The organism is Oscillospiraceae bacterium, assembly GCA_025758045.1.
GTDB lineage: Bacteria > Bacillota > Clostridia > Oscillospirales > Ruminococcaceae > Gemmiger.
The window spans coordinates 1,332,541-1,359,124 of the sequence record CP107208.1 but is presented as its reverse complement, the minus strand read 5'-3'; the positions used below and the strand labels follow the sequence as shown (position 1 = coordinate 1,359,124).

Here is a 26,584-nt window from a genome sequence, read left to right as displayed (position 1 = left end):
CTTAAATCACATTATACTCCTTCAGCAGCTTCTCCACCTCGGTGCCTTCAATCTTTTTCAGGGCCTCTTTCAGGGCCAGCTTGCCTACCAGCGGCATCTCCATGTCGGTGATCTTTTTGCCGTCGCGCAGTTTCACGGTGGCATCCAGCAGGCAGCGGATGTCATACACGCTGCCCCAGACCTCGGGCACGCCGCGGTCGACGTTCAGCAGGGTGTAAACAGCCTCCATACCGGTGCGGATGGAATACTCCGTGGTAAAGATGGTGTCGCGCTCGGTCTCTGCGAACTGGCCCAGGAAGGCGAAGTTCACAGCGCCCTCGGGCACGACATCGGGGCGGTCGCCCGCAGCACGCGGCATAAAGAAGGCATCAATATACGGCATCATGCAGGGCACGGTGTTGGCGCTGTTGGCCGCCAGCTCCTCGATCTGGTCGGCGGGCACACCGATGTGGTACAGCCACTCCATGCAGATCTCCTTGCCGGTGCATTCCCGCATCGGCTTCTTAACGAAGTCGCCCGGCTTATCGCTGAACAAGCCGTAGACCCAGACGCAAAGCTGGTCCTTGGGCTGGTCGCGGAACTGCTGCTGGCGGTTCAGCGTCCAGCTGAGCAGCCAGCTGGAATCCTTGACGGTAACAATGCCGCCGGTAACCACCTTGCCGCTGAACGGATCGCGCTTGCAGATCTTTTTGATATAGGGCACGATCTTCTGGTCCAGGGTGGTGATGGTGGCGCTCATCCAGTTGGAGAGTTCGGGGTCATAGCAGAACTTATCCGGATGGCCGAAGCTGGGGTCCTGGGCTGCGATCTTGCGCCACAGGTCCCAGCCGCCGCCCTCCTTGATTTCGGGGCGATAGGGGGCGGCGGTGTTCTGGCTGCCGATGGTGGAATTTTCAACACAGCCGCCGTTGGTGATAAAGACCAGGTCATTCTCGGTCAGGTCGATGCAATCCTCCAGGCCATCGCGCAGGATGTCGATGCGGGTAGCCTGCTTTTTGCCGCCGGCGCAGTCAAAGGCCACGTTGACAACCTTGGTGTTGTAGTGGAACTGCACGCCGAAGCTTTCCAGGTACTTGACCATGGGCAGGATCATCGACTCGTACTGGTTGTAGCGGGTAAAGCGCAGGGCTGTGAAATCAGGCAGACCGCCGATATGGTGGATATAACGCTGCAGGTAGCGCTTCATCTCCAGGGCGCTGTGCCAGTTCTCAAAAGCGAACATCGTGCGCCAGTACATCCAGAAATTAGTGTTCAGCACCTCATCGTCGAAGAAGTCGGTGATCTTTTTATCGTACAGCTTCTCATCCGGGGTCATGAACAGCTGCAGGATCTCCATAGCGCCCTTGTCAGACAGGCCGAATTTGCCGTCGGTGTGGGCATCCTGGCCGCGGTTGACGGTGGCACGGCAGAGGCTGTAGTTGGGGTCGGCCTTGTTCAGCCAGTAGTACTCGTCCAGCACGGTGTAGTTCTCGTCCTCGATGGAGGGGATGGAGCGGAACAGGTCCCACATGCACTCAAAATGGTTGTCCATTTCACGGCCGCCGCGCATGACGTAGCCGATGTCCTGATACTTATAGCCATCGCAGGCGCCGCCGGGGATGGGGTCTTTTTCCAGAATGTGGACATGCTCACCCTTCATCTGGCCGTCACGCACCAGGAAGCAGGCGGCAGACAGTGCAGCCAGGCCGCTGCCAATCAGATAGGCGGACTTGGCGTCGACGCCTTCGGGCTTTTTGGGGATAGCAAAAGCTTCATAATTACCGCTGGAATAATACATACAAAAACCTCCTTAGGTTTCATGCTTACGTTGTTTTTGGGGTGTTGTTGCTTGGGATGCTTATAGTATAGCCCGCGGGGGCCCTGCTTACAATCAGCAAAAAATCCCCGGTGATAAGTTTTTTATCACCGGGGATGAATTGTATAGATTATGAATGATTTATGACAGTGACGAGCAAAAGGCTCCCTCTGTGAGGGAGCTGTCAGCGAGGCTGACTGAGGGATCGTCCCGTCTGTGTTGTAAATCGGTCTACACCGTAAGGCTGCAATCCCTCCGGCACGATTGCGCCATGCCACCAGCTTACACGTCGGGCCCCTCTGTCGCTTTGCGGCATGCAGGGCATCAGGTCCTCGGTGCCGGGGATGATCCACGCTTTGGTGCGGCCCACCCAGTACCAATCAATATACAGGCGGTCAAACACGCCCACGATCAGCAAAATGGCGCCTAAAATGCCCTCTTTGACCAGTACATTCATACGAACCCTCCTCAAGGTTGCCACGTCAAGGTTAGCACAGCATAACTCGACGCAAAACACCAGCCCCGCAACATTTTATATACAACAAAAATCCCCCTGCCGGACGCGTTTCTGCGCAGACAGGGGGGGGGTAAAACTTATTATAACGTAAAGGTAATCAGCTGAACATGACCACATCCTGGGCGGGCTTTTCGGCAGGCTCCACAGACAGGGCGGTCAGCACCGGGCCGGTGGAATCAGGGGTCTGGCCCTTGTAGATGGGGTGGTACTTCACGTTGATTTTAGCGGTGATGGTGATCCAGCTGCGCTGCTCCAGCGACTTATAGTCGTCGTACTTGCAGGGCATGCCGACGAACTGGATGTCCTGCACGCAGCAGGTCATGGCGAAGCGGCCGGGCACAAAGGCACCCTTGCCGGCCTGCGGGGTCTGGCAGACCTGGGCCAAGTATTTCACCGTCTTGCCGTCGTATTTCTTCGGGTCATCCATGCAATCCATGTACCACACGCCGAAGAACTCCTCCGGGATCTCGATGACCGGGGCATTGATGTCGAAGGGCAGCGGATCGGGGATGTCATCGTAGGCTACGCTGCCATCCTTGAACTCATAGGCGATATCGCAGCGGCGGCTGGCCTGGCGCACCAGCTTGTGGATGAGCTGACGGCTCTCGTCGTCGTTCACGGCCTCGGCACGGTTGACCACCAGCAGCTCGCTGCCGCGCAGCTTGTCCAGCAGCAGGCCGCGCATGGCGTTGTCGCCGGCGTAGGTCTTGATGGTGGTGCCGTCGGCGGTGGCCAGGCACTGGTACACCAGCCAGTTATCCGGCATGGCGTCGTACAGTTCCTGCACCAGCCACATGCCGTTGTACTCAATGATGACACGGCCGCAGCCGGACTTTTTCTCCAGCGCGGTCAAGTTTTCGGGGGTCAGCTCGCTCTTGTCCTCGATCTGGGCGACATGCACGCCGCCGAAAGCGAAGCGCGAGGGATCATATTCCAACTCGCCCTCCTCGCAGACAAGCAGCAGTGTCTTGTCGCCGGAGTCGAAGTTGGGGTCTTCCATCGTTTCCTGGATGAACTTGGTCTTGCCGCTTTCCAGCTGACCAACAAACAGGTAAACCGGGATCTGTTTTGCCATGGTGGAAATCCTTTCGGTAAATCGTGAAGCATGCGGTCAAAGCAGGTCTGCCCGCACGGAGATAAATTGCGTTTGAATATCAGACGTGAAACAACGCGGCGATCTCGTGCTCCTTCAGGTCAGAGCCGATGACGCACAGCTTGCCGGTGACATCGGGGCCGCAGGCGCGGATCTCATGCTCGCCGGGAACCATGTCGAATTCATACCAGGTGTCGCCGCCATCGACGATGCCCTTGGCGCGCAGGATCATGCCGTAAGCGCAACTGTCCAGCTTTTCCAGGGCGCTGTCCAGATCCTCGCGGCTGTACTTGTGGGCGGTCTCTTTGCCCCAGCTGGTGAAGATCTCGTCGGCGTCGTGGTCATGATGATGGTGATGATGGCCGCAGCAGCAATGCTCGCCATGCTCGTGATGATGCTCATCATGGTCATCATCGTCGTCATGGTCGTGATCGTGTTCGTCGTGGTCATGGTGGCAGCAATGCTCGCCATGCTCATGATGGTGTTCGTGCTCGTCGTCATCATCATCGTCGTCATGATGATGGTGGCAGCACTCATGCTCGTCGCCATCCTCGTCATGGTGGTGATGATGGTGGTGTTCGTGCTCGTCCTCATCGGCGTGGGCCTCGTTGGAAGCTTTGGCCTCGGCCAGCAGCTCAGCCACCAGATCGCGCTTGCCGTCCATGACGGAAACGATCTGGGCACCGGTCAGGGCGGTCCAATCGGTGGTCACGATGGTAGCGGTGGGGTTCTTCTCGGCCAGCATGGCGACAGCGGCGGCGATCTTCTCCTCGCTGGCGTTGCCGGTGCGGCTCAGGATAATGCAGGAGGCATGGCTGACCTGGTCATCATAGAACTCGCCAAAGTTCTTCATATACATCTTGACCTTGTTCACATCGGCCACAGTGACAAAGCTGTTCAGCACGACAGGCAGGGTCTCGGCCACGCCCTCAACGGCGCGGGTCACATCAGACAGCTTGCCAACGCCGGAGGGCTCGATGAGGATGCGGTCGGGATGGTAGGTCTCGACAACCTTCTTCAGGGCCTCGCGGAAGTCTCCCACCAGGCTGCAGCAGATGCAGCCGGAGTTCAGCTCATTGACCTGGATGCCAGCCTCACGCATGAAGCCGCCGTCGATGCCGATCTCGCCGAACTCGTTCTCGATCAGGACGATCTTCTCACCCTTGAAAGCTTCCTGGATCAGCTTTTTGATCAGTGTGGTTTTACCGGCACCCAAAAAGCCGGAGAAAATGTCGATCTTTGTCTTGTTTTCTGCCATGATTGTTACCTCTATTCAAATGTTCACAGATGTTAGCAATATATGTGTTTAACTGCTAATATCATTATAACAAACGCGTCAAGGGGTTTCGGGCCTTTTTGCGCGGAAATTTTTGAATTTTTTGAAAATTTATCGCGAAAAAGTCTACCCTCTTTATTATTTCCTAAGAAAGTGGTATGATATTCCTAGCCTACATTAATAAAAAGGAGCGATCCGTTTTGACTACCAACGAAAAAATCGCCGCACTGCGCGCCGCTGCAAAAGCAGCCGGGGCCGACGGTGTGCTGCTGATGACCAGTGATCCCCATTGCAGTGAGTACCTGCCTGACTATTACAACGCCCTGCCCTGGTTCTCCGGCTTTACCGGCGAGAACTCCACCCTGGTGGTGAACCAGCACACCAGCGCCCTGTGGTGCGATGGCCGTTTCTATGTCCAGGCGGACAAGCAGCTGGCCGGCACCGAGATCCAGTGCATGCACGCTGGTTCTGCCGGTGTGCCTACTGTGGCCGAGTACCTGACCGCCAACTTCACGGCCGGCGAGACCCTGCTGCTGGACGGCAGCTGTGTGCCCGCCACTTTGGCCGAGGAATACGCCGCCGCCCTGGCCAAAAGCGGCGCTGCCCTCAAGAGTCAGGACGTAGCCAGCTCCATCTGGGATGCTACCGGCGAGCGCAAGCCCTTGCCTGACACCGCCTGCGAGCTGCTGACCCCGGCCCAGACCGGCGCCACCGCTGCGGACCGCATCGCCCTGGTGCGCGCCGAACTGGAAAAGGCCGGTGCTACTGCCCTGGCCGTCACCGGCCTGGACTGCGTGGGCTGGCTGCTGAACCTGCGTGCCCGCGACCTGCCCTGCACCCCGCTGGCCGTGGCTTACGCCCTGGTCACCCGTGAGGCCTGCACTCTGTTTTTGGCCGACGGCCGTCTAAACGCCGAGGATGCTGCCACCCTGGCTGCCAGCGGTGTGACCGTGCGCGGCTACAACGAGCTGGTGGATGCTGTTCACGCCCTGCCTGCCGACGAGGTGTTCCTGGTGGACGAGAAGGCCACCAACTACGACCTGTACACCGCCCTGACTGCCCATAAGACCGTGGCCGGTGCCGACCCCATCTTTGCGCTGAAGGGCATCAAGAACCCCACCGAGCTGGAGAATATCCGCGAGTGCCATGTCCGTGACGGTGTGGCTGTCGTCCGCTTCCAGATGGATCTGGAAAAGGCTATGGCCAACGGCGAGACCCTTTACGAGACGGACATCGAGACCATGCTGCAGAAGCGCCGCGCCGAGATGCCCGGTTACTTCGAGGACAGCTTCTCCACCATCGCCGCTTATGGCACCAACGCTGCCATGATGCACTACCATGCTGAGGGCGACGTCAACAGCAAGATCGATCCGAAGGGCTTCCTGCTGGTAGACAACGGCGGCCAGTATGACTGCGGCACTACCGATATCACCCGTACTTACACCGTCGGCCCGCTGACCGACAACGAGCGCCGTTACTACACCTACGTGCTGCAGAGCCATATCGACATGGCCCGCGCGGTGTTCCTGGATTACTGCACCGGCTTTGCGCTGGATACCTTTGCCCGCGGCCCTGTTTGGGCACACCAGATCAACTACCGCTGCGGCACCGGCCACGGCGTCGGCTTTATCTCCGGCGTGCATGAAGGCCCCCAGAGCCTGCGTCCCAACAACCCTATCATCTTCAAGCCGGGCATGACCATCACCGACGAGCCGGGTATCTACGAGACCGACGAGGTAGGCATCCGCATCGAGAACGAGCTGGAGTGCATCGACCTGGGCGACAACCAGTACGGCCATTGGCTGGGCTTTGCCCCGCTGACCTTGGTGCCTATCGACACTACCCCCGTACTGGTGGACGAGCTGAGCCGCGACCAGATCACCTGGCTGAACAACTACCACGCCCACGTGTACGAAATGCTCAGCCCCCGCCTGACCGAGGACGAAAAGGTGTGGCTGAAGAATAAGTGCGCACCCATCGGACGGTAATATAAAAACCATTTGGTGAACCCAAAAATCTTTGTGCAAAACCACCTTTGCATTTCCCGGGTGAAATTGGTACAATAAAAACAATAACGAGTGGCGTAACTGCGTAAATCCGGTTATCGCGTCACTCGTTATTTTTTTGTGCTTTTTTACAGGAGGAACGTATATGCAGCAAAACCAATCCCAAAACCCGATGGCGGTCGAGCCGGTACCCAAACTGATGGCCCGCATCGGCCTGCCCATCGTTTTATCCATGATCCTGCAGGCCGCTTACAACGTAGTGGACAGCGCCTACCTGGCCCGCATGGCAACCGGCGGCGAAACCGCCCTGACCGCCTTGAGCCTGGCTTTCCCGGTGCAGTTGTTTATGGTGGCGGTGTCCATCGGCACCGGTGTGGGCACCAACGCCCTGCTGGCCCGCCTGTTGGGCCTGGGCGACAAGGACCGTGCCGATGCCGCCGTGGGCAATGCGCAGTTTTTGGCGCTGGTCATCTCGGCGGTGTTTATGTTGTTCTCGGCGGTGGGGGTGGTGCCTTACGTCAACTCCCAAAGCGCGGGCGGCAGCATCAGCGGCGAGGTGCTAAGCGAGGCTATCGACTACCTGCACATCTGCTGCGGCATCCCCTTCGGCATCGTGTTCTTCTCGGTGTACGAGAAAACACTGCAGGCTACCGGGCGGTCTCTCTGGTCCACCGTGGCGCAGATCAGCGGTGCCTTGGTGAACATTATGCTGGACCCGTTTTTGATCTACGGCTGGTGCGGCCTGCCGCAGATGGGCGTACAGGGCGCAGCCTGGGCAACGGTCATCGGCCAGCTGGCCTCGATGGGTCTGGGGCTTGCGTTCCACCTGAAGCTGAATGTGGAACTGGACAGCAGCCTGCGCTATTGGAAACCGCGCTGGGACGTTATCCGCTCTATTTATGCCATCGGCCTGCCTGCCATTATTTCGCAAGCGCTGCTCACCGTTATGACCTACTCCCTCAACCTGATTTTGGCCGTCATGCCCGATGTGGGGCAGAATGCCGTGACAGTCTACGGGCTGTACTATAAAATTCAGCAGTTGATTATTTTTGCGGCCTTTGGCGTGCGGGATGCCATCACGCCGGTGGTGGCGTTCAACTATGGCCTGCGCAGCCGGGCTCGGGTACAGCAGGGCATCCGCTGGGGTCTGGGTTACACGGCCGGGCTGATGCTGCTGGGCTGTGCCGGAGTGGAATTATTCGCCCAGCCGTTGGCAGGGCTGTTCTCGCTGTCCGCTACCACTCACGCCATGTGTGTGGACTGCATGCGCATCGTCTCGCTGGGCTTCTTGTTTGCGGGGCTGTGCATCGCATTCCAGGGGGTGTTCCAGGCATTGGAGTGCGGCGTAGAGTCGCTGGTCATCTCGCTGTGCCGCCAGGTGTTGTTTGTGCTGCCGCCGGTCTGGGCGCTGACCCGGCTGGTGACCGGCCCGGAGAATGTCTCCCTCGTCTGGTGGCCGCTGGCCCTGGGCGAAGCCGCCACACTGGTAGTGGCGCTGGTGCTGTACCAGAAGCGGGCGAAAAAACGGATAGATTTTTAAAGAAAGCCGCCAGAGGCACAACCTCCGACGGCTTTTGTATAGGATGACTTTTAGACGACAAACTGGAAGTTGGTTACTTCTTGTAATTCATTTTCTTACTTAATACCCCAAACAAAGCCAATAAAAATATTCCTATTCCAAGCAATACGCCAGCCACTTTCATTAATTCATTGTTTGTATACTCTGTATCCGGAAGAATCCCATACTTGTAATAAGAATAACTAACATGGTCTGTGGTATATGCAGCTATGGAATCTCCTACATTATATTCCGAATATACAAATCCTGGTACTTGCATTCGCTTGTGATAATCATTCACTTTTCCATTGTTGTAGTAGAAGAAATAATTCTGAGATATCGTATCAGCCGAGGCATCTTCAGCCCTTTTACCTGTAATCACAATATCCTCCATATAGTAATCTTCTCCCAGTACCATCTCTTCCATTTGTGTATTAAATGCTTTAGATGTCAAAAGTATATTTATCCAGACTGTAATGAAAACTATACTTAAAATAATGAAACAAATCCAAAACAAAATTTTCTTTTGATTTCCAGTTAATATTTCTTTTGATTCTTTGTGCTCAACCAATTTATTACTCATTCCATAATACCTCTAAAGTACTTTTTTCTTCTTCCTTCCCTTCGTCCAAAAAGTATATCTCACTCAAAGAACTCGGTCAATTCCGAGTTGTCGGTTTCAGTATACCATGCCTTCTCCCCACAGAAAAGCATGGCGAAAAACAAAAATGTCCCCGGAGGGCTTGTGCGTATGTTTTTTCAGCGTTTCCAATCTGAATTTCTCAGAACAGAATATCCTCCGGCTTGAACTTATCTTTTTCGGTAATGGGGCGGATCACCTTGCAGGGCACCCCCGCAGCGATGACGCCGGCGGGAATGTCATGAGTGACGACGCTTCCCGCCCCGATAACCGAGCCTGCCCCGATGGTAACGCCGCCGCAGACGGTGGAATTTGCACCGATCCAGACGTTTTCCTCCAGCGTAATGGGTGCCGAGATGCCAATGCCGTGGCTGCGCTGCTCCGGGTCGATGGCATGACCGGAGCAGGCAAGGCATACGCCGGGGGCAATAAAGGCACCTGCTCCGATGTTTACCGGAGAGGTATCCAGAATGACGCAGTTATAATTGATGACCGCCAAGCCGTGGGTATGGATATTGAAGCCATAGTCACAGTGGAAATCTGGCTCAATGCCGGTCATGGGAGAGCAGGTGCCCAGCAGGGTCTGCAGGATACTGCGCCGCTTTTCCTGTTCGTTAGGAGCGGTGCGGTTGTACTCCCAGCACAGTTGCTTTGCACGGTTCTGTTCCTCCGTGGGGGTGTTTTCATAGCCGCTGACGTAGGCGGCAGGGCGTTTCATAATATCCAGAGCGTTCATCGTGTTTGTCCTTTCCATACAGTGTTTTTTCAAGGATTATACCACATTCTCTGTCGGTGTATAATAGGCTGCTTTTCCTCATTTGTTTGTCCGCTTGATTTTCTCCATCGCTTTGCCCTTAGCCAGCTCATCCACCAGCTTGTCCAAATAGCGGATCTCCTTCATCAGCGGCTCTTCGATGCTCTCCAGCTTTACGCCGCAGATGCTGCCCTTTATGAGCACCCGGTCCGGATTGAGCTGCGGAGCATCTCGAAAGAAATCTCCATACAGCGTTCCATTCTGCACCGCAGCCTCAATTTGTGGGGCGCTGTAACCCGTCAGCCACCCAATAATTTCATCTACTTCTGCCTGCGTCCGCCCCTTGCGGGCTGCCTTTTCCACCAGCATAGGATATATTTTTGCAAATGGCATGGCATATACTTTTTTCAGTTTCCATTTCTGTCCCTCCCTCAGGTGCGTCTATGTGCAATGTATACCACGCTTCCGGACAAAAAAGAATATGTGCCGCCGCATCCCAGATGATAACATTATACCTGTTCTCAAAATACGGAATCTGCTTATCAAACGATCGATGATCCGCAGTCAATCCCGGCAGAAAAACAAGAGTAATTGTATCCGGGTTTGATACGCTTGCTCAATAGTGAATCGTTCCTCAACGAGTTTGACAACTCTTTTCTTTCATCGGGCTTTCCTCCACAAATTTCGATTTGGCAAATTCCTTACACCGTCACATCCCCCACCAGCATGCAGCCGGAGGTATCGATAAGGTAGACGGTGTACTTGCAGGGCGTTTCGCCGGATTCCAGCCGGATACCGCCTGCCTCCGGCTCCACAAAGTGGAAGCTGCGGTGGGCCGTGGTGGCGTGGGGGTGGTCGTCCGGGGTGGTCCAGGCCAGCAGGCCGCCCAGGGCGCAGAAGTCATCAGGAATCGGGTGCTCCTCGCCGTTCACATACAGGCGGTAGATGCCGGGGGCGTCGGTGCCCACGGGGCGGATCCATGCGCTGCCGTGGGTGGGGGCCCAGGCGGGCTGCTCCTCAAGGCGGCGGCGCATCAGCAGGGCTACGTTGTCCCAAGCAACCAAAAAGTCATCCAGCGGCATGGCGGTCTCGGCGTCAAAATCGGTGCCGTCGGCCCAGGGGTCGCACAGCAGCACCTGCGGGGCGGAGGCCCCTGCCACAAAGCCGCGCACGGCGGCAAAGCGGCGGTCAGGCAGGCCGTGCTCTTTCTCGGCAGGGGTGGCCTGCAGGGCTACCACCGCGCCGTAGCCTTTGCGCATTTCGTCCCGCAAAATGTTCAGCCCACCCCAGCACAGCCAGGCGGGGAAGCCCCAGCTTCCGGCGGCAGCGGCGGCAAAGCCTAAATTGCGGCAATCGCAGCCGTCGGGTTTGCGCCAGTCCCGCAAGGCCTGGGCAAATTCTTCAGGCAGGATGTCGGCGCCCCAGCGGTTGGTCAGGCTGGCCAGGCTGATGGCCAGGTCCATCCAGGGGGCCAGGACCGGGGCGCGGCGCTTTTGCAGGTAGGGCATCAGGTGCAGGGTTCGGTTCACCGGCCGCCCGCCGGAGGGGATGACATCCACCATCCGCACGGTAGCGCCCAGCAGGTGTACGGCGGGGGTGGCCTTTTCGTTTTTGCTGTACAGGTAGATGCGCAGCTGCACCTGGGTGGCACACTTGCTGTCCAGCAGCAGGCAATCCGGCATCATCTGCAGCGGGCCGCGCTCCCGGGGGGCAGCCCCCTCCCGCTTCAGGTAGAGGCTCCACTTGCCAAAGGCCATCCAGGCCGTCCAGTTACCGTCCACCAGAACCCGCACCTGGGTCTCCACGGCGGTGCCCGGCGGAGTGGCGGCGTTCCAGCTGGGCCACAGGGCGTCAAACAGCGGCATCGGGATGGGCGCGCTGGTGTAGCAGCCGTAGGGCACATAGCTGCCCTGTACCAGATCCAGCACGATGCTGCCCCCCGCCACGGTTACGTTGTCCAGTTCGCCGCGCATAAAAGCCTCGGTGTCCTGCAATAAAAAGGTGTTTTTATCCATACAAATGCAGCCTTTCTGCGGCTGTTTTGGGCCGCTCTTATTTGTATGATACCCGCTTTAGCCCGGTTTTGCAAGGCGTTATCAGGGCGGCGTCAAAATAAGTTTACAATTCGCCCTTGCTTTATGTGTTATAATAAATAGAAATTTGGCTTTCAAGCCCCGAAGGAGCGTGCACCCCATGGCATGGGTCACCAAAGACAGCGTAGAACAGTACGATCATACCCCCAAACCGCCGAAGGAATACACCAAAAAGGAAAAGGCCCAGAACTGGTGGCACTATCATAAGTTCATCGTATTGGGCGTGGTGGTGGCCATTCTGGTGGTGGCGTGGTTCATCAAGGATACCGTCTTCCAGACCCGGCCGGACGTGCAGATCGGCTACATCGGCCAGTACGACCTGCCCGCTGACACCGTGACTGCCCTGCAGGATGCGCTGACGCCCTACTGCACCGACCTGAACGGTGATGGCAAGGTTGTGGTGCAGGTCAACAGTTACACCGTAGATTTTAACGCCGAGAACGACAACACCGATGCCTACAACCAGATGGCGGGTGTCACCCGGCTGAGCGCCGACCTGAGCGATAGCGGCACGCTGTATGTGATGCTCATCGCGGACCCGGCGGGCTTCCAGAAATCCACCGGCGCACTGGCCTACCTGGACGGCACCCCGCCCGAGGATGACGCTGACGATTGGCAGAATATGGTCTACCGCTGGACCGATTGCCGGGTGCTGGCCGGGATGGATCTGGGCGATTATGACGGCTACACGCTGCTGGACGATGCCACCGACAGCAACCAGAGCGTGCTGTCCACCCTGTATGTGGGCCGCCGCGCTGTGCTGAATGAGGAACAGGCCGCCCACTACGCCGACGGAGAGGAACTGTGGCAGACGCTGACCGCGGGGGCTGTCTCGACAGCCGCGGCCGAATGAGCCGCCGCAAGCTGCGGGCCACCCCGGCACTGCGGGCGTATATCAAGCGTTTTGCCCCCAAGCCTGCCGCCCCCAAGGCACCGCCGGTGGATAACCCGTACCACCGATTTTTTACGCAGAATCGAAGTTTGGAAGAGCTGGCGAGACCGAATATAAACGAGAAGCAGTGAAAGGCTCCCTTTGTGAGGGCGCTGGCCGCGAAGCGGACTGAGGGAGAGAGCATATAAAATTGATGTCTCTCCCCCACCACCTGCCGGCGGAGCCCCCTCGCAGAGGGGGCCTTTTCTATTTCTGTGGAGCAAAATAAACTGGTAAAATTTTCCATTTCCTCGCCGGCTTTCGGCAGGTTCGGCGGCGGGGGGCACATACAATAGTTCCGTAAAGAATTTTAAATCCACGGAGGGAACTGTTTTATGCTGCAAACACTCGAACGCAATGTCCACACTTTTGATGCTCAGGTGCTTACGCCCGCGGGGGCCGCGGCGCTGGCAGAACTTACCGGCCCGGCAGGGCTGCCATTTCTGCCGCCGGACCGTCAGCGCACCGCGCTGGAAAACGGCCAGATCATCGCGGATTATGCTGGCCAGCCGGAGCTGCAGGCGGCCGCCGCCCTGATGCCCCTGTACGACGACGCACCGCTGCCCACCAGCCTGCGGGCCGCGGGCTACGGGGCCGACGGCCAGGGCGCGGTGCTGACCCCGCCGGTGCTGAACGAAAACTACACCCAGCTGCGCCATTTTTTGCGCATGGCGCTGCGCTGGGCCACCGAACGCTACGCCAGCTACCACATCTGGGCCGTGCAGCCCCTTACCATCGACGACCTGCCCTCTTGCGAGGATCTCTGCGCCCAGTACCTCTCGGCCGGGCTGACTCTGCGGGGGCTGCGGCCGATGGTGGGCACCGAGGGCATGCTCATCTTCTCGGCCCGGGGGCTGCCCCACTGGCAGGAGCCGTTCCGCCGCCTGCATCTGGACGACCCGGCGCTCTCCCGCGTGCTGGAACGCGGGTACGCGGCGGCGGATTTCGGCTGGGGTAAGCAGGGGATGGAACTGCTGCTGCGGGCCAGCGATTGAGTGGAAATTTTCACAAATACCTATTATAATAAGGGCAGTACCGCAAGGAGGTTTGCCCTTATGTCCCAGATGACCAAGCGTGCGCTGGTAGCCTCGCTGAAAGAACTGATGGCCGAAAAGCCGCTGGATAAAATTACCGTCACCGACCTGACCGAGCATTGCGGCGTCAACCGCATGACCTTTTACTACCATTTCAAAGACATCTACGACCTGGTGGAATGGGCCTGCGTGGAGGAAGCTACCCGCGCCCTGGCGGGCCAAAAGACCTACGATACCTGGCAGCAGGGCTTTTTGCAGATTTTGCAAAGCCTGCAAAAGGATAAGGTTTTTTACATCAATGTCTATCACTCCATCAGCCGCGAGTACATCGAGCAGTACCTGTATAAGCTGACCTATGATCTGATGATCGGCGTGGTGGAGGAGCGGGCCGCCGGTATGTCTGTGCGGGCCGAGGATAAGGAGTTTATCGCCCACTTTTATAAGTACGCCTTTGTGGGGCTTACGCTGGAATGGATACGCGGCGGCATGAAAGAGGCTCCTGCCGCCATCGTGGAGCGCGTCTCCACCGTGACCCACGGCGGCATTACCAAAGCGCTGGAAGCATGTAGGATCGGAGACTGAGAAAGGCCCCCTCTGGGAGCAATGTCACTTAGTTAGTGCCAAAAAGAAATAGAAACCAGCCCGCAGAATTGCCCATCAAAGATTCTGCGGGCTGGTTTGTTTGTGTTTTCAAGCAAAATGACACGACGAAAAAGCGGATTGAAAAATCCAATCGTATCGTCAGAGATTTTATTCAGCCATTCAATGGCAGCGCGGTGTTCCTCCCGCGCATCTTTTACGATCCATACAATATACTTTGCATCTTTGCCGGACGCATAAGTAATCAGTTTTCCCAGATGCTCATGGTCTGATTGCTCGATTTGGTTTTCAATCACGACCGCTTCGCCGGAATCCTGGTCACGCGCCAATATGTCAAGCGAGAACGCCCCAACCGACGACTCCCGCTCTTCCAGTTCTATTGTAATGCCCAACGCATCCCCCAGCACGTCCAAATGCTCGGCCAGCCACGGGGTAAGACCATACGGTCCGCAAATCGTGTTCCCGCGTAATTTTCCCAAGCTATACAGCCATGGCTATTCCCTCTTTTCCTTTCAGCTCTCCGCCACAGCAACCAGGTATTTATAAATCTGCGGCTTATACTCCTCGTACAGCCCCAAATTCTCGTACAATTCCTTGTAATACGCAAACAACGTTGCACGGGTAGAAACGATATTGACAGGATTCAGCACCGTATGCACTGCACTGCCCGGCGTATTGTAGTAATTGTAAATCGGCGTAGACAATGCGTAGAACTTTTCAGCATAGCGGATATAGCTCAGGTTAAAATACAGATCCTCCGACCAATCCATGTCCTCGGCGCAGATAATGTCATCGTGGGCGTGTACGATGTCGGCACGGTAGAGCTTATTCCACATAACACCGTAGTAAAAGCTGGCCGGTTCCTGCATCAGACCGGCGGCAAACTCCTCTTTCGTCATGGCACCCTCCAGCAAAAAGCCGAAGGTCTGCACTTTGGTCGGGCGCTCGGGGCGGGCGCTGGCCTCGCTGCGCGGGCGCGGCGGCGTGATGCGGTTGTAGTGGGCGATCACCAGGTCTGCCCCGCTCTCCTCGGCACGAGCCACCAGCATTTCGGTGGCGTAGGGCTGAATGGTATCGTCCGCATCCACAAACTGCAGATACTTGCCCTTGGCCTGGCGCAGCCCCAGGTTGCGGGTGGCCGCCACGCCGCTGTTGGCCTTATCGATCAGCACAATGCGGTGGTCCACCCGGGCGTACATCTCGCACACCTGCAGGCTGACGTCCTGGCTGCCGTCGTTCAGCAGCAAAATCTCAATGTTTTTGTAAGTCTGGCGGCGGATGCTCTCTACGCAGCGGGCAATGTGATCCTGTGCGTTGTATATGGGGACAATAATACTGACAAGCGGCTGTTCCGGCATGGCGGCGGCCCTCCTACATTTTATAATATACCCACCATACCATAAATTTGCCCGGTTTTCAATGGAAAAAACCGCCGCTTTGTGGTATGATGAGAAAAAGCATTTGCAAGAAATGAGGTTTTGCCATGAAAGAAAGCATTGTCCGCCTTCGCGCGCTGGAGAAGCAGCGCTTTGCCTACCGCTACGCCCTGAACGTGGTGGATTTTGACGCTGAAACCGTCGCCCCCGAGGGCAGCGCCGATGGCCGCGCCGAAGCCTGCGAGGTGCTGAGCCGCGCCGACTTCGACCTGCTGGTCAACGACAACACCGCCGCTTTGCTGCGCCAGGCAGCCCAGGATGCCGAGACCGAGCAGGAGCGCGCCGAGGTACGGGAATTGCAGCGTGCCTACGACCAGATCTCCAAGATCCCGGCTGACGAGTACGCCGCCTTTACCAAGCTGACCCAGCAGAGCATCCCCGCCTGGGTCAAGGCCAAGCGCACCAACGATTTCAGCGTATTTGCACCGTATCTGGAGAAGATCGTGGCTGCCCGCCGCGCCCAGGCCCACTACTTTGCCCCCGACCGCGCTCCTTACGAGGTGCTGCTGGATCAGTACGAGCACGGCCTGACCATCGCCCAGTGCGATGAATTTTTCGCCACATTGCGGGAGACCATCGTGCCGCTGCTGGCCGACATCCGCGACCACGGCACCCCCATCCGCACCGACTTCCTGGACCAGGATTGGCCCATCGACGCCCAGCGCAAGGTCAGCGAGAAGATCATGCAGCTGTGGGGCCTGGACCCGGCCCACTGCTACCTGGCCGAGAGCGAACATCCCTTTACCACCGAGTTCTGGCGCGGCGATGTGCGCATCACCACCCATTACATGCCCCGCGATATGTTCAGTAACCTGTACAGCGTGGCCCACGAGGGCGGCCATGCTCTGTACGAGCTGAACATTGATCCCGCCTACGACTACACTGCCGTCACCGGCGGCGCCACCATGGGCATCCACGAGAGCCAGAGCCGCCTGTTTGAGAACTACGTCGGCCGCAGCCGCGCCTTTGTACACTGCCTGTACCCCACCCTGCGGGAGCTGTTCCCCACCCAGCTGGCCGATGTGACCGAGGAGGAGATCTGGCGCGCCGTCAACCGTGCCGAGCCGGGCCTGATCCGTACCGAGGCCGACGAGCTGACCTACGCGCTGCACATCATGGTGCGTTACGAGATCGAGAAAGCGCTGATTCAGGGCACGCTGGCCGTGGCCGACCTGCCCGCCGCCTGGAACGCCAAGTACAAGGAGTACCTGGGCGTGGACGTGCCCGACAACGCCCACGGCTGCCTGCAGGACATCCATTGGTCGATGGGCGACATTGGCTACTTCCCCAGCTATGCGCTGGGCAGCGCCTACGGTGCCCAGGCCATCGCCGACCTGCGCAAGACCATGGATCTGGACGCTCAGTGGGCTGCCGGCGACATGGAGCCGCTGAAGGCCGCGCTGAAAAAGCGTGTATGGCAGTGGGGCAGCATGAAGGAACCCCAGTGGCTGGTGCAAAGCCTGTGCGGCGGCAAGTTTGACCCGCACTATTTCACCCGCTACCTGAAAGAGAAATACACTGCCCTGTACCAGCTGTAAAAAAGAATTTCCCCACCACAAAAAAGGTTCCCGCTGCTTTCGCAGTGGGAACCTTTTTTAGGGCAATACCGCATAATTCTAAGTGCCGATACGGCGAGCGAGGTGCGGCAGCTGCTAAGCCAAAAGCGCAGATAATACTTTGTGTATTATCGAGCATTTTGGCAACGCAGGTGCCGTGCCGCAGCCGCCGGAGCGGTGCTTAAGCCGTTAGGCGGGAATTGTGCGGTGTTGCCTTAGCTTATTTACGCCAGGTTTAACCCTTGGCAGCGCCGGAGGTGATACCCTCGACGTAGAATTTCTGCATGATAACAAACAGCACCGAGATGGGGATAGCCACCAAAACACCGCCTGCGCAGAAACGGGAGAAGTAGTTGTTGATCAGAGCCTTTTGCAGCATGTTGTACAGGCCGATGGCAACCGTCCAGTCCGCGCTGACACCGGAGTTCAGGATCATCTTTGCCATAACAAAGTCGGTCCACGGGGTCAGGAAGGAGTTGATGATGGTGTACACCAGGATCGGGCGGGACATCGGGATGACGATCTGGAAGAAGATGCGCGCTTCGGATGCGCCGTCCAGCTTGGCGGCCTCACGCAGTGCCACAGGCACCGTATCAAAGAAGCCCTTGCAGATCAGGTAGCCCAGGCCGGAAGATCCCGCGTACACCATGATCAGACCGGCGTAAGAGTTGGTCAGGTTCATGTACTTCAAGACGAAGTAAACCGCGATCATGGCCAGAACGCCGGGGAACAGGTTGACCGTAACGGACAGGTTCTGCAGCAGCTTGCGGCCCTTGAAGCGGCAGCAGCTTATGGCGTAAGCCACCATCAGCACAAAGCAGGTGGAGATCACACAGTTAAAGCATGCCACAACCAAGGTGTTCATGAACCAGCGCGGGAACTGTGCAACAGAGTCCGGCTCTGCCATAATGCTGATGTAGTTCCACAGGGTAAAACCTTCCGGCACAAAGCGGGTAAAGTTGATGCCCTTATCGGTGGAGAACGAGGTCAGCAACAGCCAGGCGATGGGTACCAGCCAGATAAAAGCCAGCAGTGCCAGCACCAGATGGCGGATGACGGAGAAGATGCCTTTTTTCACTTTGCCCTGCTTGAGCTGCTTTTGCACAGCGGCAGAGGATACAGCAGTGGTACTCAAGAGAACGTCGCCTCCTTCTTATTGATAAAGTGGAAGCACACAACGGTGAACACTGCGCAGACGATAAACACCATGATGCCCAGCACAGCGGCCATCTTGTAGTTGTAATACTCCTGCGTCAAGCGGAACAGCCAGGTAACCAGCAGGTCAATTTCCTTGGCGTTGGACTGGGCCAGCTGCTGGTTGTTCGTGACAAACACGTCCTGGGTCAGCAGGTAAATAACGTTGAAGTTGTTGACGTTCTTGACAAAGTCCGTGACGAGCGACGGTCCCTGCACGCTGAGCAGGTAGGGCAGCTTGATGCGGAAGAACATCTGAACCGGGTTCGCACCGTCGATGCGGGCGGCCTCGATCATGTCGGCGGGAATGTTCATTAACACACCCGTGGCGATCAGCATCTGGTACGGCACGCCGATCCAAATGTTGATCATGATGATGGTGAACATGGCCCAGCCCGGCTGGGTCAGGAACGGAATGTAACTAAGGCCCTTGTCCAACAGGCCGATGTTATGCAGGAAATCCGTAACTCCGGCGTTGGCCATCATTGTGTTGCAGATGCCGTTGTTGGAGAAGAAGTTGCGTACCAGCAGCAGCGTAACGAACTGAGGCACGGCGATGGTCACCATGAACAGGGTACGCCAGAGCTTCGGGCATTTGGTCTTTTTGTCATTGATGAACATGGCCATCAGGATACCGCCGAAGAAGGTGGTAAAGGTGGCAAAGAACGCCCAGACCAGCGTCCAGGTCAACACCTTGGCAAAGGAGTAGCCGAAGGTCGAGGTCATACCGCCGCCGCCAAGCAGCGTGAAGAAGTTGGACAGACCCACCCAGGTAAACAGGTCGTTCGGAGGCATGTGCTGCTGGTCGTAGTTGGTAAAGGCGACCGCAATCAGGATGAACAGCGGCACAATGGTGAACACCACAACGCCCAGCACAGGCAGCGTCAGCAGGGTGACGTAGAACTTTTCGTTCAGGTAGACGTTGACGTCCTGTAATAAGTTGTTCGTTTTTTTGCCCGCTGCGCGGATTTTTTGCAGCTGGTAGTTGGATGTGACCACCATCATGGCGGCCGCAATCAGCGCAGCGATGACCACGAAGGAAATCATGCTCATCAGCAGGATCTCGAAAGAGTTATCGTAATCGTTCACGACGTTTTTCATCGTCGTAACGTCGAACACCATCTCCATTTTGACAGTGCCCAGCGTGCCGAATTTAGCAAGGTTCGGCGCACCGTAAAATGCCAGGAAGTAAAGCCCCAGGCCCTCCACGAGGGTGACAAGGAGCGCTTTCATCAGCTGGCCATGACCGATATAGCCAAGACCCCATACCAGAAACGAAACTTTAGTAAAGATATCGCCTTTTGCAAAGGCTTCCCCAAAAGTCTGGAAGAAGTTCTTCTCGCCCGGCATGGCTTGCGTTGCAGTTTTCGCCACAGCGAAGTCCCCTTTCGTTCACACGATCTTCATAAATCATACGGATAAAACAGCCCGCTTGCATCAAGTGTTTTCTATCACAAGCGGGCTGTCTTATCAGATCATTTCATTATTATAGGTAGAAGCAGAGATTACTGGGTGACAGGAGCGGTGATACCGGCAACAGCGTCATCGACCAAAGTCTGGGTGTCCTTGCCATCGGGGTTGCCGTTGACGCAGATGGAACCGAGGGTCTCAGCGGAAGCCCAGAAGTTGCCGCCAACGCGCTGCAGGTTAGCGTACTCGGACTGGGCAACAACAGCGGTCAGAGCCGGAGAAGAAGCGGCTGCCAGAGCGTTGATGTTGGAGGGGCCCTGTGCGCGCTCCTTGAAGCGCAGTCCCTCGTTCTCTTCGTTGGTAACGAAGTCGGCCAGCAGCATAGCAGCACCGACGTTAGCGCTGTGGGGGTTGACACCGATCAGTTTGTAGCCGGAGAAGGAGGCCATCTGGACCTGCTCACCGTTCAGCGTGTAGGTAGGCAGCTTGCAGGCGGCGTAGTTGTCGCCCCAAACTTCAGCAGCGTCGTTTGCACGCCAGGTGCCGTTGACGCCAGCAACCAAAGTGCCGTCCTTCAGCTTACCGGTGAACTCCTCGTCCTTCAGGGCGATGAAGCCGGGGTTCTTGCAGATATCAATGACAGCCTGGGTAACGTCAGCGCCCGGTGCCTCATTCCAGTTGCAGACGGTATTCACGCCGTCATCAGCCAGGCTCAGGTTCAGGCCAGCGCCAGCATAGAAGCTGTACAGGTACCAGCCGTTCGCAACGTCCATAGAGACTTTCTTGCCTGCGTCGGCTGCCTTCTCCATCATCGTGTCAAGGCTCTTGACGTCGTCCTCGGTGAAGAAGCTCTTGTCGTAGAACATGAAGTAGCCGTTGTCAGCGGTCAGGGGGTAAGCATAAATCTTGCCATCGACCGTGGCAGCATCGACAGACGCGGGAGTGTTGCGGCTCTTGACATCGTCCGCATTCAGCTGCACTTCCTGCAGAGCGCCAGCCTTGACCAACTCGTTCAGCTGGTCATCGGCAAAAGCATAAACATCAGCAGCGGCGGTGGGGTCGGTCAGGACGGTATCCTTGGCCGTGGACTCGGACTGAGTTCCCAGATTGATGGTGATCTTGCCGCCGTAGTTGCCGTACTTCTCGATGAACTTATCGCTGATTTCACGCAGCAGATCCTGATCCTCTTCAGCGCCCCACATGGTCAAGGTAACATCCTGAGCGAAGGCAGCGGCAGCAGCCTGGTCGAGAACGTCGCCCTCAGCAGCAGTGCTCTCTGCGGTGCTCTCGGCAGCGGAGGAAGCAGCCTCAGCGGTAGAGGTTGCTGCGCTGCTGGCAGAGCTGCCACCGCAGGCTGCCAGAGACAGGGCCATGACACCGGCCATGGCAAGGCTCAATTGCTTTTTCATAATTGTGTTCTCCTTCTTCTTGTTTTTGCTCGTTACTCAAACAATTCGCAGTGCTGCGCAATCATGTTGCGCAGCCGCTTTACAATACTTAGGATACAAGATTTTTGCGCTGGTGTCAATGTACATAATTGACGGTGTTTGGGATAACTTTTTGTAAGTTTTTACCCATAAATTTCGCGCTTTTCTACCATTTGGCACCGTTTTGCGCAATTTCTTGTTGCGCAAATTGCTTTTTTTGACAGATTTATGCAAATTGTAGCATTACTTTGTCGATTCCCGCAGGATGACCTGATAGCCCTGCACCTGGCGCAGCGGGATATCCTTGCCCGCCATCACGTCCAGCAGCATACGGCAGGCCGTAGAACCCAACCGCTCAGCGTCAAACTGCACGGCCGAGATGGCCGGGGTCGTACCAGCCAGCAGCTCGCTGTCGTACAGGCTGGCCAGCCGCAGCTGTTCCGGCACACGGATATGGCGATTGCGCAGCTCGCGCATCAAATCAAAGGCAATGCGATCATCGCAGCACAGCAGGCAATCCGGGTGCTGCTCCAACACAGCCTCCAGCGCGTCGGTGCGCTGCTCGTCGGATTCAATGCCGGTGCGGATCAGCGACTGGTCGGCGGGAACACCAAATTCCGCCAGCCCGCGCAAATAGCCGCGCAGGCGGTCGGCGTTGACGGTGTAGGTGCCGCTGCCGCCCAAATAAGCGATGCGGCGCGCTCCCATCTGGAACAGCACCCGCGTCATCTCGCTGGCGGCGCCCAGCTGGTCGTTATCAGCCTGCGGTATATCGTCATTTTCGATGCGGCCGATGGCAACAAAGGGCACACCGTACTGCTGCAGCAGGTCAATGCTGGGGTCATCGTTCATCGTGCGGGAGAGGATGACGCCGTCCACTTTATGGCTGGCCAGCTGGCGCTCCAGCTGGACGGTATCGGTATCGCTGACGTAACAGAGCAGCAGATCGTACCCGCGCTGCGCCGCCATGGTGCAGACACCGCCCATACACTTGCGCAAAAACGGCAGGTCCAACTGCATGAAGTGCTTGGGGATCACCAGCGAAAGATTGTGTGTTGCACCGGGATCCTGCCTGCGCACTGGGGTGCTGCTATCAACCCCCGGGCGGCCCACATAGGCAAACACCTTGGCGCGGGTCCCCTCGCTCACACGTCCTTTGCCTGACAATGCACGTGATACTGTTGTTTTTGATACGCCAAGTGCCTGTGCGATTTCCTCGATCGGCGGACGTCCATCCCGTCCCTGCCCCGTAGCCATGGGCTGTACTCCCCTTTTCTTTTGCGCAACTTCTTAGCGAAAAGCCGCGCAAATTGATTGTGCTTTTCTTCAAGCATACGCACCTGCGCAATTTTTGTCAAGCCGCAGAACCGCCAAAAAGCCGGGCCAAATTTCGGCACAATGTACACTTGTCTTATTTTTAATTCATAGTATTTTAATATGTTATCTATTGCTTTTTGGCAGTTTATCGTGTAAGATAGTGGTATAGTTCAGCCGGGCTCTGCCCATACTGACAAACACACGATAAAAGGAGGAATTTTCCTATGGTACAGGAAGTTCATCATAACGATTTGACCGCTGCACTGGCCGCCCCCGTGGCTGTACTGGATTTTAACGCCACCTGGTGCGGCCCTTGCAAGATGCTGGGACCCGTGCTGGAAGAAGTAAGCAATGAGATGGCCGACAAGGCTGCCTTTTTCGGCATTGACTGCGACGAAAACCCGCAGCTGGCCGCGCAGTTTGGTGTGAGCAGCATCCCCTGTCTGGTGGTGCTGAAAAACGGCAAGATGGTTACCCATCAGGTAGGCTTCCAGCCGAAACCGGCGCTGGTTGCCTGGCTGAACGGCGTGCTTTGATTTTTTATACGACTTCTGGCGTGGCTCACCACCTTGCGGTGAGCCACTTTTTTTAACGGCATATCGCCGATAAGTGTTCCTTTTGAAGACTCAAAAGGAACCGAAAAGATTCCCGCCACTTCCGATAGCGCGCGTTTGGCGGCTGCCCGCCGCCAATTCCTCTACAATGGCACACGGCCTCACCAAAGCTTTTTGGCTCCCCTAGAGGGGAGCTCCCTCGCAGCGGGTGAAGAGTGGCTACTTTAGTAACATACTGCCTCAGGGCCATCTCTCAGTCACCTTCGGTGACAGCTCCCCTCAAGGGGAGCCAATACTCTTACTACATTTGTAGGGGGCAGCGTTCCCCAGCGCCCCGTGTATGCCATTACAAAAGGGCGATGTCGTTTCCCGGCACCGCCCTCTTTTTTATGGAAAATATTAAAAGTTTCTTTGCCTACTTTCTTTTCAAAGAAAGTGGGTCAGCTCTCGTCGTCTTCGTCCACAGGTTCCAGCTGGACCAAACGGGTGCTGTATTTCTCCAGCTCCACGCCATCGATGTCTACGCTGTGGTCGTTGCAGTTCTGCATAAATACGAAATCACCGCGGCGAGTGGCCAGCACACCGGTGGGCAGCTGCTCCGGCCAGGCAGGCTGCAGGCCTGCTTTCTCGCATACTTGCGCATAAAAGTCATTGTAAAAATCCGCATTGAAGCGGCTGGCCAGGTAATACGCCTGGCCCTTGCCAAAGGCATGCACAGCAACGGCGGGGCAGCCGGCGTAGTAATCCTCCGCATACAGCATCAGCGGGGTGGCGGGATCGGTGTCGTTCAGGACAGCCACCTCGCACAGGATGCTGCCGTCCGCTTCCATCGCGCCATCGTCAGTGGCAGCACAGTGGCAGGTCTCACCATCGTACAGGGCGTCGATCTCCTCCCGGCGCAGGCCCAACAGATCGGTCAGGCCGTAGGGGGTGTCGCCCAGGTAGCACAGATCGCTCTCATCCACCACGCCGGTCCAGTAGGTCACCACCACGGTGCCGCCCTGGGCCGTGTAATCGCAGAGTGCCTGCGCAAATTTGTTGCGCAGCAGGTACTGCATCGGCACAATGACCAGGCCGTAACCGGTCAGGTCGCTTTCCTGGTTAACGAAATCCACGGTGATGCCGCGACGGGCCAGGGCGTTGTAGTGGCAAGCCAACTCTTTCCAGTAGCCCAGGCCGCAGTTGCGCGGTCCGCAGGAGCCTTCCAGCGCCCACTTGTTCTCCCAGTCATGCACGATGGCCGCCTGCTTGACGCGGCGGGTGTCCGCCACAAAGGCCAACTGCTCCAAAGTCTCGCCGACTTCGGCGGTCTCGCGGAAGGGGCGGGCATCCTCGCGGCCGTCATGGCCGACCACTGCACCGTGAAGCTTCTCCTCGGCACCGCGGCTGGCACGCCACTGGAAGTAGCAAACGCTGTCCGCCCCATGGGCCACAGCCTGCAGGGCAGACAGCTCGGCGATACCGGGGCGCTTCTGCTTGCTGACAGGCTGCCAGTTGGTAAAGCTGGGGCTGGACTCCATCATCAGGAAAGGCTTGCCCTTCAGCGAATAGTACAGGTCGTGCATCATCGCCGTGTCCAGGGCAGTCTCCTCGACGGTCTCGGTGGGCTTGTGCCAGGTGGGGTAGTTGTCCCAGCTGGCCACGTCGATCTCTTTGGCAAAATCAAAGTAGTTGATGTCGTTGAAGCGGTACATCATGTTGACGGTGAACTCCGCCTTGGGGGCCAGTTCCCGCACGCAATCGCGCTCCCACTTGTAAAAATCGATGCTCTGGTAGCTGACGAACCGCTTCCAGTCCAGGGCCAGACCCTGCACGGCGTTCTCTCCATGGGGCGCCGGGCTTTCGATCTGGCTCCATTCGGTGTAGTTGTGGCTCCAAAAGGTGGCATTCCAGGCTTTGTTCAGCGCGTCCAGGCTGCCGTAACGCTTCTGCAACCAGGCGCGGAAAGCGTTCTGGCACAGCTCGCAGTGGCACTCGCCACCAAACTCGTTGCCGATGTGCCACAGGATCACGGCCGGGTCATCACCGAAGCGCTCGGCCAGTTTGCGGTCGATGATGGCCACTTTTTCGCGGTAGATCGGCGAAGTGTAGCAGTGGTTCTGGCGGCGGTTGTACAGTTCGCGCACGCGGTCGCCGCGCACACGGCGCACCTCGGGGTACTTCTGGGCCAGCCAGGCCGGGCGTGCGGCGCTGGGCGTGGCCAGAATGGTGGAGATACCGTGGGCATACAGGTTGTGGATGATGTCCGCCAGCCAATCCAAGTGAAACTCGCCCTCCTGCGGCTCGATGGTGGACCAGGAGAACACGCCCAGCGTAACTACGTTGACATGTGCTTTTTCCATCAGTTCCACATCTTTGGCCAGAATATCCGGGCGGTCCAGCCACTGTTCCGGGTTATAATCTCCGCCATGGAGAAGTTTATCCAACTGCATAGTTTTTCCTCCGCTTTGCGTTTGCATAAAAAGTAATGTGCGTCTTTGATGTTCAGTATAGCAACAAACCCCACGCGGCGCAAGCCGCCTGGGATAGATATTTGTTGCATCCAGCCGGAAAAAGGACGCAAAAAGGCCCTCCCACACGGGGAGGGCCTGCCATAATTTTGCTTATTTTCCGTAACTGGCCAAAAATTTGCGGGTGCGTTCCTCCTGTGGGTGGTCGATGACCTGCTTGGCGTCGCCCTGTTCCACCACCACACCGCCATCCATAAACAGGATGCGGTCAGCCACATCGCGGGCAAACTTCATCTCATGCGTCACGATGATCATGGTGGTCTTGTGCTCGGCCAGATCGCGCAGGACCCGCAGCACCTCGCCCGTCAGTTCGGGGTCGAGGGCCGAGGTCGGCTCGTCAAAGCAGAGGATGTCCGGCTGCAGGGCCAGGGCACGGGCAATGGCCACGCGCTGCTGCTGCCCACCGGAAAGCTGGTGCGGGTAATGCCCCGCCCGGTCGGAAAGCCCCATCTGGGCCAGCAGTTCCCGGGCATGCGCTTCCAGCTCGTCGTGGATCTGCTTGCGGTTCTGCTTGTAGTCCGGGCGCTCTTTCGCCAGCAGTTCGCCCGCCAGCATCACATTTTGCAGCGCTGTATATTGCGGAAAAAGGTTAAAATTCTGGAACACCAGTCCGAAGTGCAGCCGCTTTTTGCGCAGCACGGCCTCGCTCTGGGTGCGGGCATCGTCCGCGCTCCACAGCGTTTCGCCCGCCACGGTGATAGAGCCCGTGTCGGCAGTCTCCAAAAAGTTCAAACAGCGCAGCAACGTTGTTTTACCGGAGCCGGAGGACCCGATAATGGCCAGCGCCTCACCTTTTTGCAAGTCAAACGAAATATCCCGCAGCACGGCGGTGCTGCCGAAGCTTTTGCCGATACCGGCAACTTCCAACAATGCCATAGCCGTG

General features: G+C 57.2%; 24 protein-coding genes. 8 read left to right on the top strand and 16 right to left on the bottom strand.

Annotation, left to right across the window (positions count from 1 at the left end):
• Window position 1: 1 nt before the first annotated feature.
• The 4 genes from OGM81_06480 to OGM81_06465 all read right to left on the bottom strand — a co-directional run bounded on the left by OGM81_06480 (window position 2) and on the right by OGM81_06465 (window position 4,663).
• Entirely contained in the window at window positions 2-1,777 is a 1,776-nt protein-coding gene (locus tag OGM81_06480) for an oleate hydratase (GenBank protein ID UYJ44758.1), read from the bottom strand.
• 202 nt (window positions 1,778-1,979) lie between these two features.
• A complete protein-coding gene (locus OGM81_06475) occupies window positions 1,980-2,252 on the bottom strand; it encodes a hypothetical protein (GenBank protein UYJ44757.1) in 273 nt (90 codons plus the stop codon).
• Between the two features lie 157 nt (window positions 2,253-2,409).
• Window positions 2,410-3,387, bottom strand: coding sequence for an outer membrane insertion C- signal (locus tag OGM81_06470; GenBank protein UYJ44756.1), 978 nt, complete (start codon window positions 3,385-3,387; stop codon window positions 2,410-2,412).
• Between the two features lie 79 nt (window positions 3,388-3,466).
• The gene (locus tag OGM81_06465) at window positions 3,467-4,663 is read right to left on the bottom strand and encodes a GTP-binding protein (protein ID UYJ44755.1); all 1,197 of its coding nucleotides are present in this window, start codon (window positions 4,661-4,663) and stop codon (window positions 3,467-3,469) included.
• A gap of 218 nt (window positions 4,664-4,881) precedes the next feature.
• On the opposite strand from OGM81_06465, the gene OGM81_06460 reads away from it, so the two are divergent.
• On the top strand, window positions 4,882-6,669 hold the full coding sequence (locus tag OGM81_06460; GenBank protein UYJ44754.1) for a M24 family metallopeptidase: 1,788 nt from the start codon (window positions 4,882-4,884) through the stop codon (window positions 6,667-6,669).
• Between the two features lie 163 nt (window positions 6,670-6,832).
• Window positions 6,833-8,227, top strand: a complete 1,395-nt coding sequence (locus OGM81_06455) for an MATE family efflux transporter (protein UYJ44753.1) — start codon at window positions 6,833-6,835, stop codon at window positions 8,225-8,227.
• A gap of 73 nt (window positions 8,228-8,300) precedes the next feature.
• On the opposite strand, the gene OGM81_06450 is transcribed toward OGM81_06455, so the two are convergent.
• The 4 genes from OGM81_06450 to OGM81_06435 all read right to left on the bottom strand — a co-directional run bounded on the left by OGM81_06450 (window position 8,301) and on the right by OGM81_06435 (window position 11,654).
• Window positions 8,301-8,828, bottom strand: coding sequence for a hypothetical protein (locus tag OGM81_06450; GenBank protein ID UYJ44752.1), 528 nt, complete (start codon window positions 8,826-8,828; stop codon window positions 8,301-8,303).
• A 199-nt stretch (window positions 8,829-9,027) separates the two neighbouring features.
• A complete protein-coding gene (locus tag OGM81_06445) occupies window positions 9,028-9,621 on the bottom strand; it encodes a sugar O-acetyltransferase (GenBank protein ID UYJ44980.1) in 594 nt (197 codons plus the stop codon).
• A 78-nt stretch (window positions 9,622-9,699) separates the two neighbouring features.
• Window positions 9,700-10,032 (bottom strand): DUF2200 domain-containing protein, encoded by a 333-nt coding sequence (locus OGM81_06440; GenBank protein ID UYJ44751.1) that lies wholly within the window; start codon window positions 10,030-10,032, stop codon window positions 9,700-9,702.
• Between the two features lie 308 nt (window positions 10,033-10,340).
• Window positions 10,341-11,654 carry a hypothetical protein gene (locus tag OGM81_06435; GenBank protein ID UYJ44750.1) on the bottom strand — a complete coding sequence of 438 codons (1,314 nt, stop codon included), beginning with the start codon at window positions 11,652-11,654 and terminating at the stop codon, window positions 10,341-10,343.
• 178 nt (window positions 11,655-11,832) lie between these two features.
• Between OGM81_06435 and OGM81_06430 the strand changes: the two genes are divergently transcribed.
• The 4 genes from OGM81_06430 (at window position 11,833) to OGM81_06415 (ending at window position 14,279) form a co-directional block, all read left to right on the top strand.
• Window positions 11,833-12,585 (top strand): hypothetical protein, encoded by a 753-nt coding sequence (locus OGM81_06430; protein UYJ44749.1) that lies wholly within the window; start codon window positions 11,833-11,835, stop codon window positions 12,583-12,585.
• Window positions 12,582-12,755, top strand: a complete 174-nt coding sequence (locus tag OGM81_06425) for a hypothetical protein (GenBank protein UYJ44748.1) — start codon at window positions 12,582-12,584, stop codon at window positions 12,753-12,755. Before OGM81_06430 ends, OGM81_06425 begins: the two co-directional genes overlap by 4 nt.
• A 243-nt stretch (window positions 12,756-12,998) precedes the next feature.
• Window positions 12,999-13,658, top strand: coding sequence for a hypothetical protein (locus OGM81_06420; GenBank protein ID UYJ44747.1), 660 nt, complete (start codon window positions 12,999-13,001; stop codon window positions 13,656-13,658).
• A gap of 60 nt (window positions 13,659-13,718) precedes the next feature.
• Entirely contained in the window at window positions 13,719-14,279 is a 561-nt protein-coding gene (locus OGM81_06415; GenBank protein UYJ44746.1) for a TetR/AcrR family transcriptional regulator, read from the top strand.
• Between the two features lie 32 nt (window positions 14,280-14,311).
• On the opposite strand, the gene OGM81_06410 is transcribed toward OGM81_06415, so the two are convergent.
• Both OGM81_06410 and OGM81_06405 read right to left on the bottom strand, forming a co-directional pair.
• Window positions 14,312-14,776, bottom strand: a complete 465-nt coding sequence (locus tag OGM81_06410; GenBank protein ID UYJ44745.1) for a hypothetical protein — start codon at window positions 14,774-14,776, stop codon at window positions 14,312-14,314.
• A gap of 33 nt (window positions 14,777-14,809) precedes the next feature.
• On the bottom strand, window positions 14,810-15,655 hold the full coding sequence (locus tag OGM81_06405) for a glycosyltransferase (GenBank protein ID UYJ44744.1): 846 nt from the start codon (window positions 15,653-15,655) through the stop codon (window positions 14,810-14,812).
• Window positions 15,656-15,780: 125 nt separating this feature from the next.
• Here OGM81_06405 and OGM81_06400 point away from each other — a divergent pair, with 125 nt between their 5' ends.
• On the top strand, window positions 15,781-17,271 hold the full coding sequence (locus tag OGM81_06400) for a carboxypeptidase M32 (protein UYJ44743.1): 1,491 nt from the start codon (window positions 15,781-15,783) through the stop codon (window positions 17,269-17,271).
• Between the two features lie 253 nt (window positions 17,272-17,524).
• Here the strand turns inward: OGM81_06400 and OGM81_06395 are convergent, their stop codons facing one another.
• From OGM81_06395 to OGM81_06380, 4 genes are all read right to left on the bottom strand, one after another.
• Entirely contained in the window at window positions 17,525-18,367 is an 843-nt protein-coding gene (locus OGM81_06395; GenBank protein ID UYJ44979.1) for an ABC transporter permease subunit, read from the bottom strand.
• 53 nt (window positions 18,368-18,420) lie between these two features.
• Window positions 18,421-19,833, bottom strand: coding sequence for a sugar ABC transporter permease (locus tag OGM81_06390; protein UYJ44978.1), 1,413 nt, complete (start codon window positions 19,831-19,833; stop codon window positions 18,421-18,423).
• Between the two features lie 155 nt (window positions 19,834-19,988).
• On the bottom strand, window positions 19,989-21,302 hold the full coding sequence (locus OGM81_06385; GenBank protein UYJ44742.1) for an extracellular solute-binding protein: 1,314 nt from the start codon (window positions 21,300-21,302) through the stop codon (window positions 19,989-19,991).
• A gap of 261 nt (window positions 21,303-21,563) precedes the next feature.
• Window positions 21,564-22,577: a LacI family transcriptional regulator gene (locus OGM81_06380; protein UYJ44741.1), complete on the bottom strand. Its 1,014-nt coding sequence runs from the start codon at window positions 22,575-22,577 to the stop codon at window positions 21,564-21,566.
• A gap of 284 nt (window positions 22,578-22,861) precedes the next feature.
• Between OGM81_06380 and trxA the strand changes: the two genes are divergently transcribed.
• Window positions 22,862-23,173, top strand: coding sequence for a thioredoxin (gene trxA, locus OGM81_06375; GenBank protein ID UYJ44740.1), 312 nt, complete (start codon window positions 22,862-22,864; stop codon window positions 23,171-23,173).
• A 458-nt stretch (window positions 23,174-23,631) separates the two neighbouring features.
• On the opposite strand, the gene OGM81_06370 is transcribed toward trxA, so the two are convergent.
• A complete protein-coding gene (locus OGM81_06370; protein ID UYJ44739.1) occupies window positions 23,632-25,623 on the bottom strand; it encodes a beta-galactosidase in 1,992 nt (663 codons plus the stop codon).
• Window positions 25,624-25,794: 171 nt separating this feature from the next.
• Window positions 25,795-26,577, bottom strand: coding sequence for an amino acid ABC transporter ATP-binding protein (locus tag OGM81_06365; protein UYJ44738.1), 783 nt, complete (start codon window positions 26,575-26,577; stop codon window positions 25,795-25,797).
• Window positions 26,578-26,584 lie beyond the last annotated feature (7 nt).

What these genes read in the sequence shown, in the direction of transcription:
- OGM81_06480 (UYJ44758.1), bottom strand. Translation starts at nt 1,777, where the DNA reads ATGTATTATTCCAGCGGTAATTATGAAGCTTTTGCTATCCCCAAAAAG.
- OGM81_06475 (UYJ44757.1), bottom strand. Translation starts at nt 2,252, where the DNA reads ATGAATGTACTGGTCAAAGAGGGCATTTTAGGCGCCATTTTGCTGATC.
- OGM81_06470 (UYJ44756.1), bottom strand. Translation starts at nt 3,387, where the DNA reads ATGGCAAAACAGATCCCGGTTTACCTGTTTGTTGGTCAGCTGGAAAGC.
- OGM81_06465 (UYJ44755.1), bottom strand. Translation starts at nt 4,663, where the DNA reads ATGGCAGAAAACAAGACAAAGATCGACATTTTCTCCGGCTTTTTGGGT.
- OGM81_06455 (UYJ44753.1), top strand. Translation starts at nt 6,833, where the DNA reads ATGCAGCAAAACCAATCCCAAAACCCGATGGCGGTCGAGCCGGTACCC.
- OGM81_06450 (UYJ44752.1), bottom strand. Translation starts at nt 8,828, where the DNA reads ATGAGTAATAAATTGGTTGAGCACAAAGAATCAAAAGAAATATTAACT.
- OGM81_06445 (UYJ44980.1), bottom strand. Translation starts at nt 9,621, where the DNA reads ATGAACGCTCTGGATATTATGAAACGCCCTGCCGCCTACGTCAGCGGC.
- OGM81_06440 (UYJ44751.1), bottom strand. Translation starts at nt 10,032, where the DNA reads ATGCCATTTGCAAAAATATATCCTATGCTGGTGGAAAAGGCAGCCCGC.
- OGM81_06435 (UYJ44750.1), bottom strand. Translation starts at nt 11,654, where the DNA reads ATGGATAAAAACACCTTTTTATTGCAGGACACCGAGGCTTTTATGCGC.
- OGM81_06430 (UYJ44749.1), top strand. Translation starts at nt 11,833, where the DNA reads ATGGCATGGGTCACCAAAGACAGCGTAGAACAGTACGATCATACCCCC.
- OGM81_06425 (UYJ44748.1), top strand. Translation starts at nt 12,582, where the DNA reads ATGAGCCGCCGCAAGCTGCGGGCCACCCCGGCACTGCGGGCGTATATC.
- OGM81_06420 (UYJ44747.1), top strand. Translation starts at nt 12,999, where the DNA reads ATGCTGCAAACACTCGAACGCAATGTCCACACTTTTGATGCTCAGGTG.
- OGM81_06415 (UYJ44746.1), top strand. Translation starts at nt 13,719, where the DNA reads ATGTCCCAGATGACCAAGCGTGCGCTGGTAGCCTCGCTGAAAGAACTG.
- OGM81_06405 (UYJ44744.1), bottom strand. Translation starts at nt 15,655, where the DNA reads ATGCCGGAACAGCCGCTTGTCAGTATTATTGTCCCCATATACAACGCA.
- OGM81_06400 (UYJ44743.1), top strand. Translation starts at nt 15,781, where the DNA reads ATGAAAGAAAGCATTGTCCGCCTTCGCGCGCTGGAGAAGCAGCGCTTT.
- OGM81_06390 (UYJ44978.1), bottom strand. Translation starts at nt 19,833, where the DNA reads ATGCCGGGCGAGAAGAACTTCTTCCAGACTTTTGGGGAAGCCTTTGCA.
- OGM81_06385 (UYJ44742.1), bottom strand. Translation starts at nt 21,302, where the DNA reads ATGAAAAAGCAATTGAGCCTTGCCATGGCCGGTGTCATGGCCCTGTCT.
- OGM81_06380 (UYJ44741.1), bottom strand. Translation starts at nt 22,577, where the DNA reads ATGGCTACGGGGCAGGGACGGGATGGACGTCCGCCGATCGAGGAAATC.
- trxA (UYJ44740.1), top strand. Translation starts at nt 22,862, where the DNA reads ATGGTACAGGAAGTTCATCATAACGATTTGACCGCTGCACTGGCCGCC.
- OGM81_06370 (UYJ44739.1), bottom strand. Translation starts at nt 25,623, where the DNA reads ATGCAGTTGGATAAACTTCTCCATGGCGGAGATTATAACCCGGAACAG.
- OGM81_06365 (UYJ44738.1), bottom strand. Translation starts at nt 26,577, where the DNA reads ATGGCATTGTTGGAAGTTGCCGGTATCGGCAAAAGCTTCGGCAGCACC.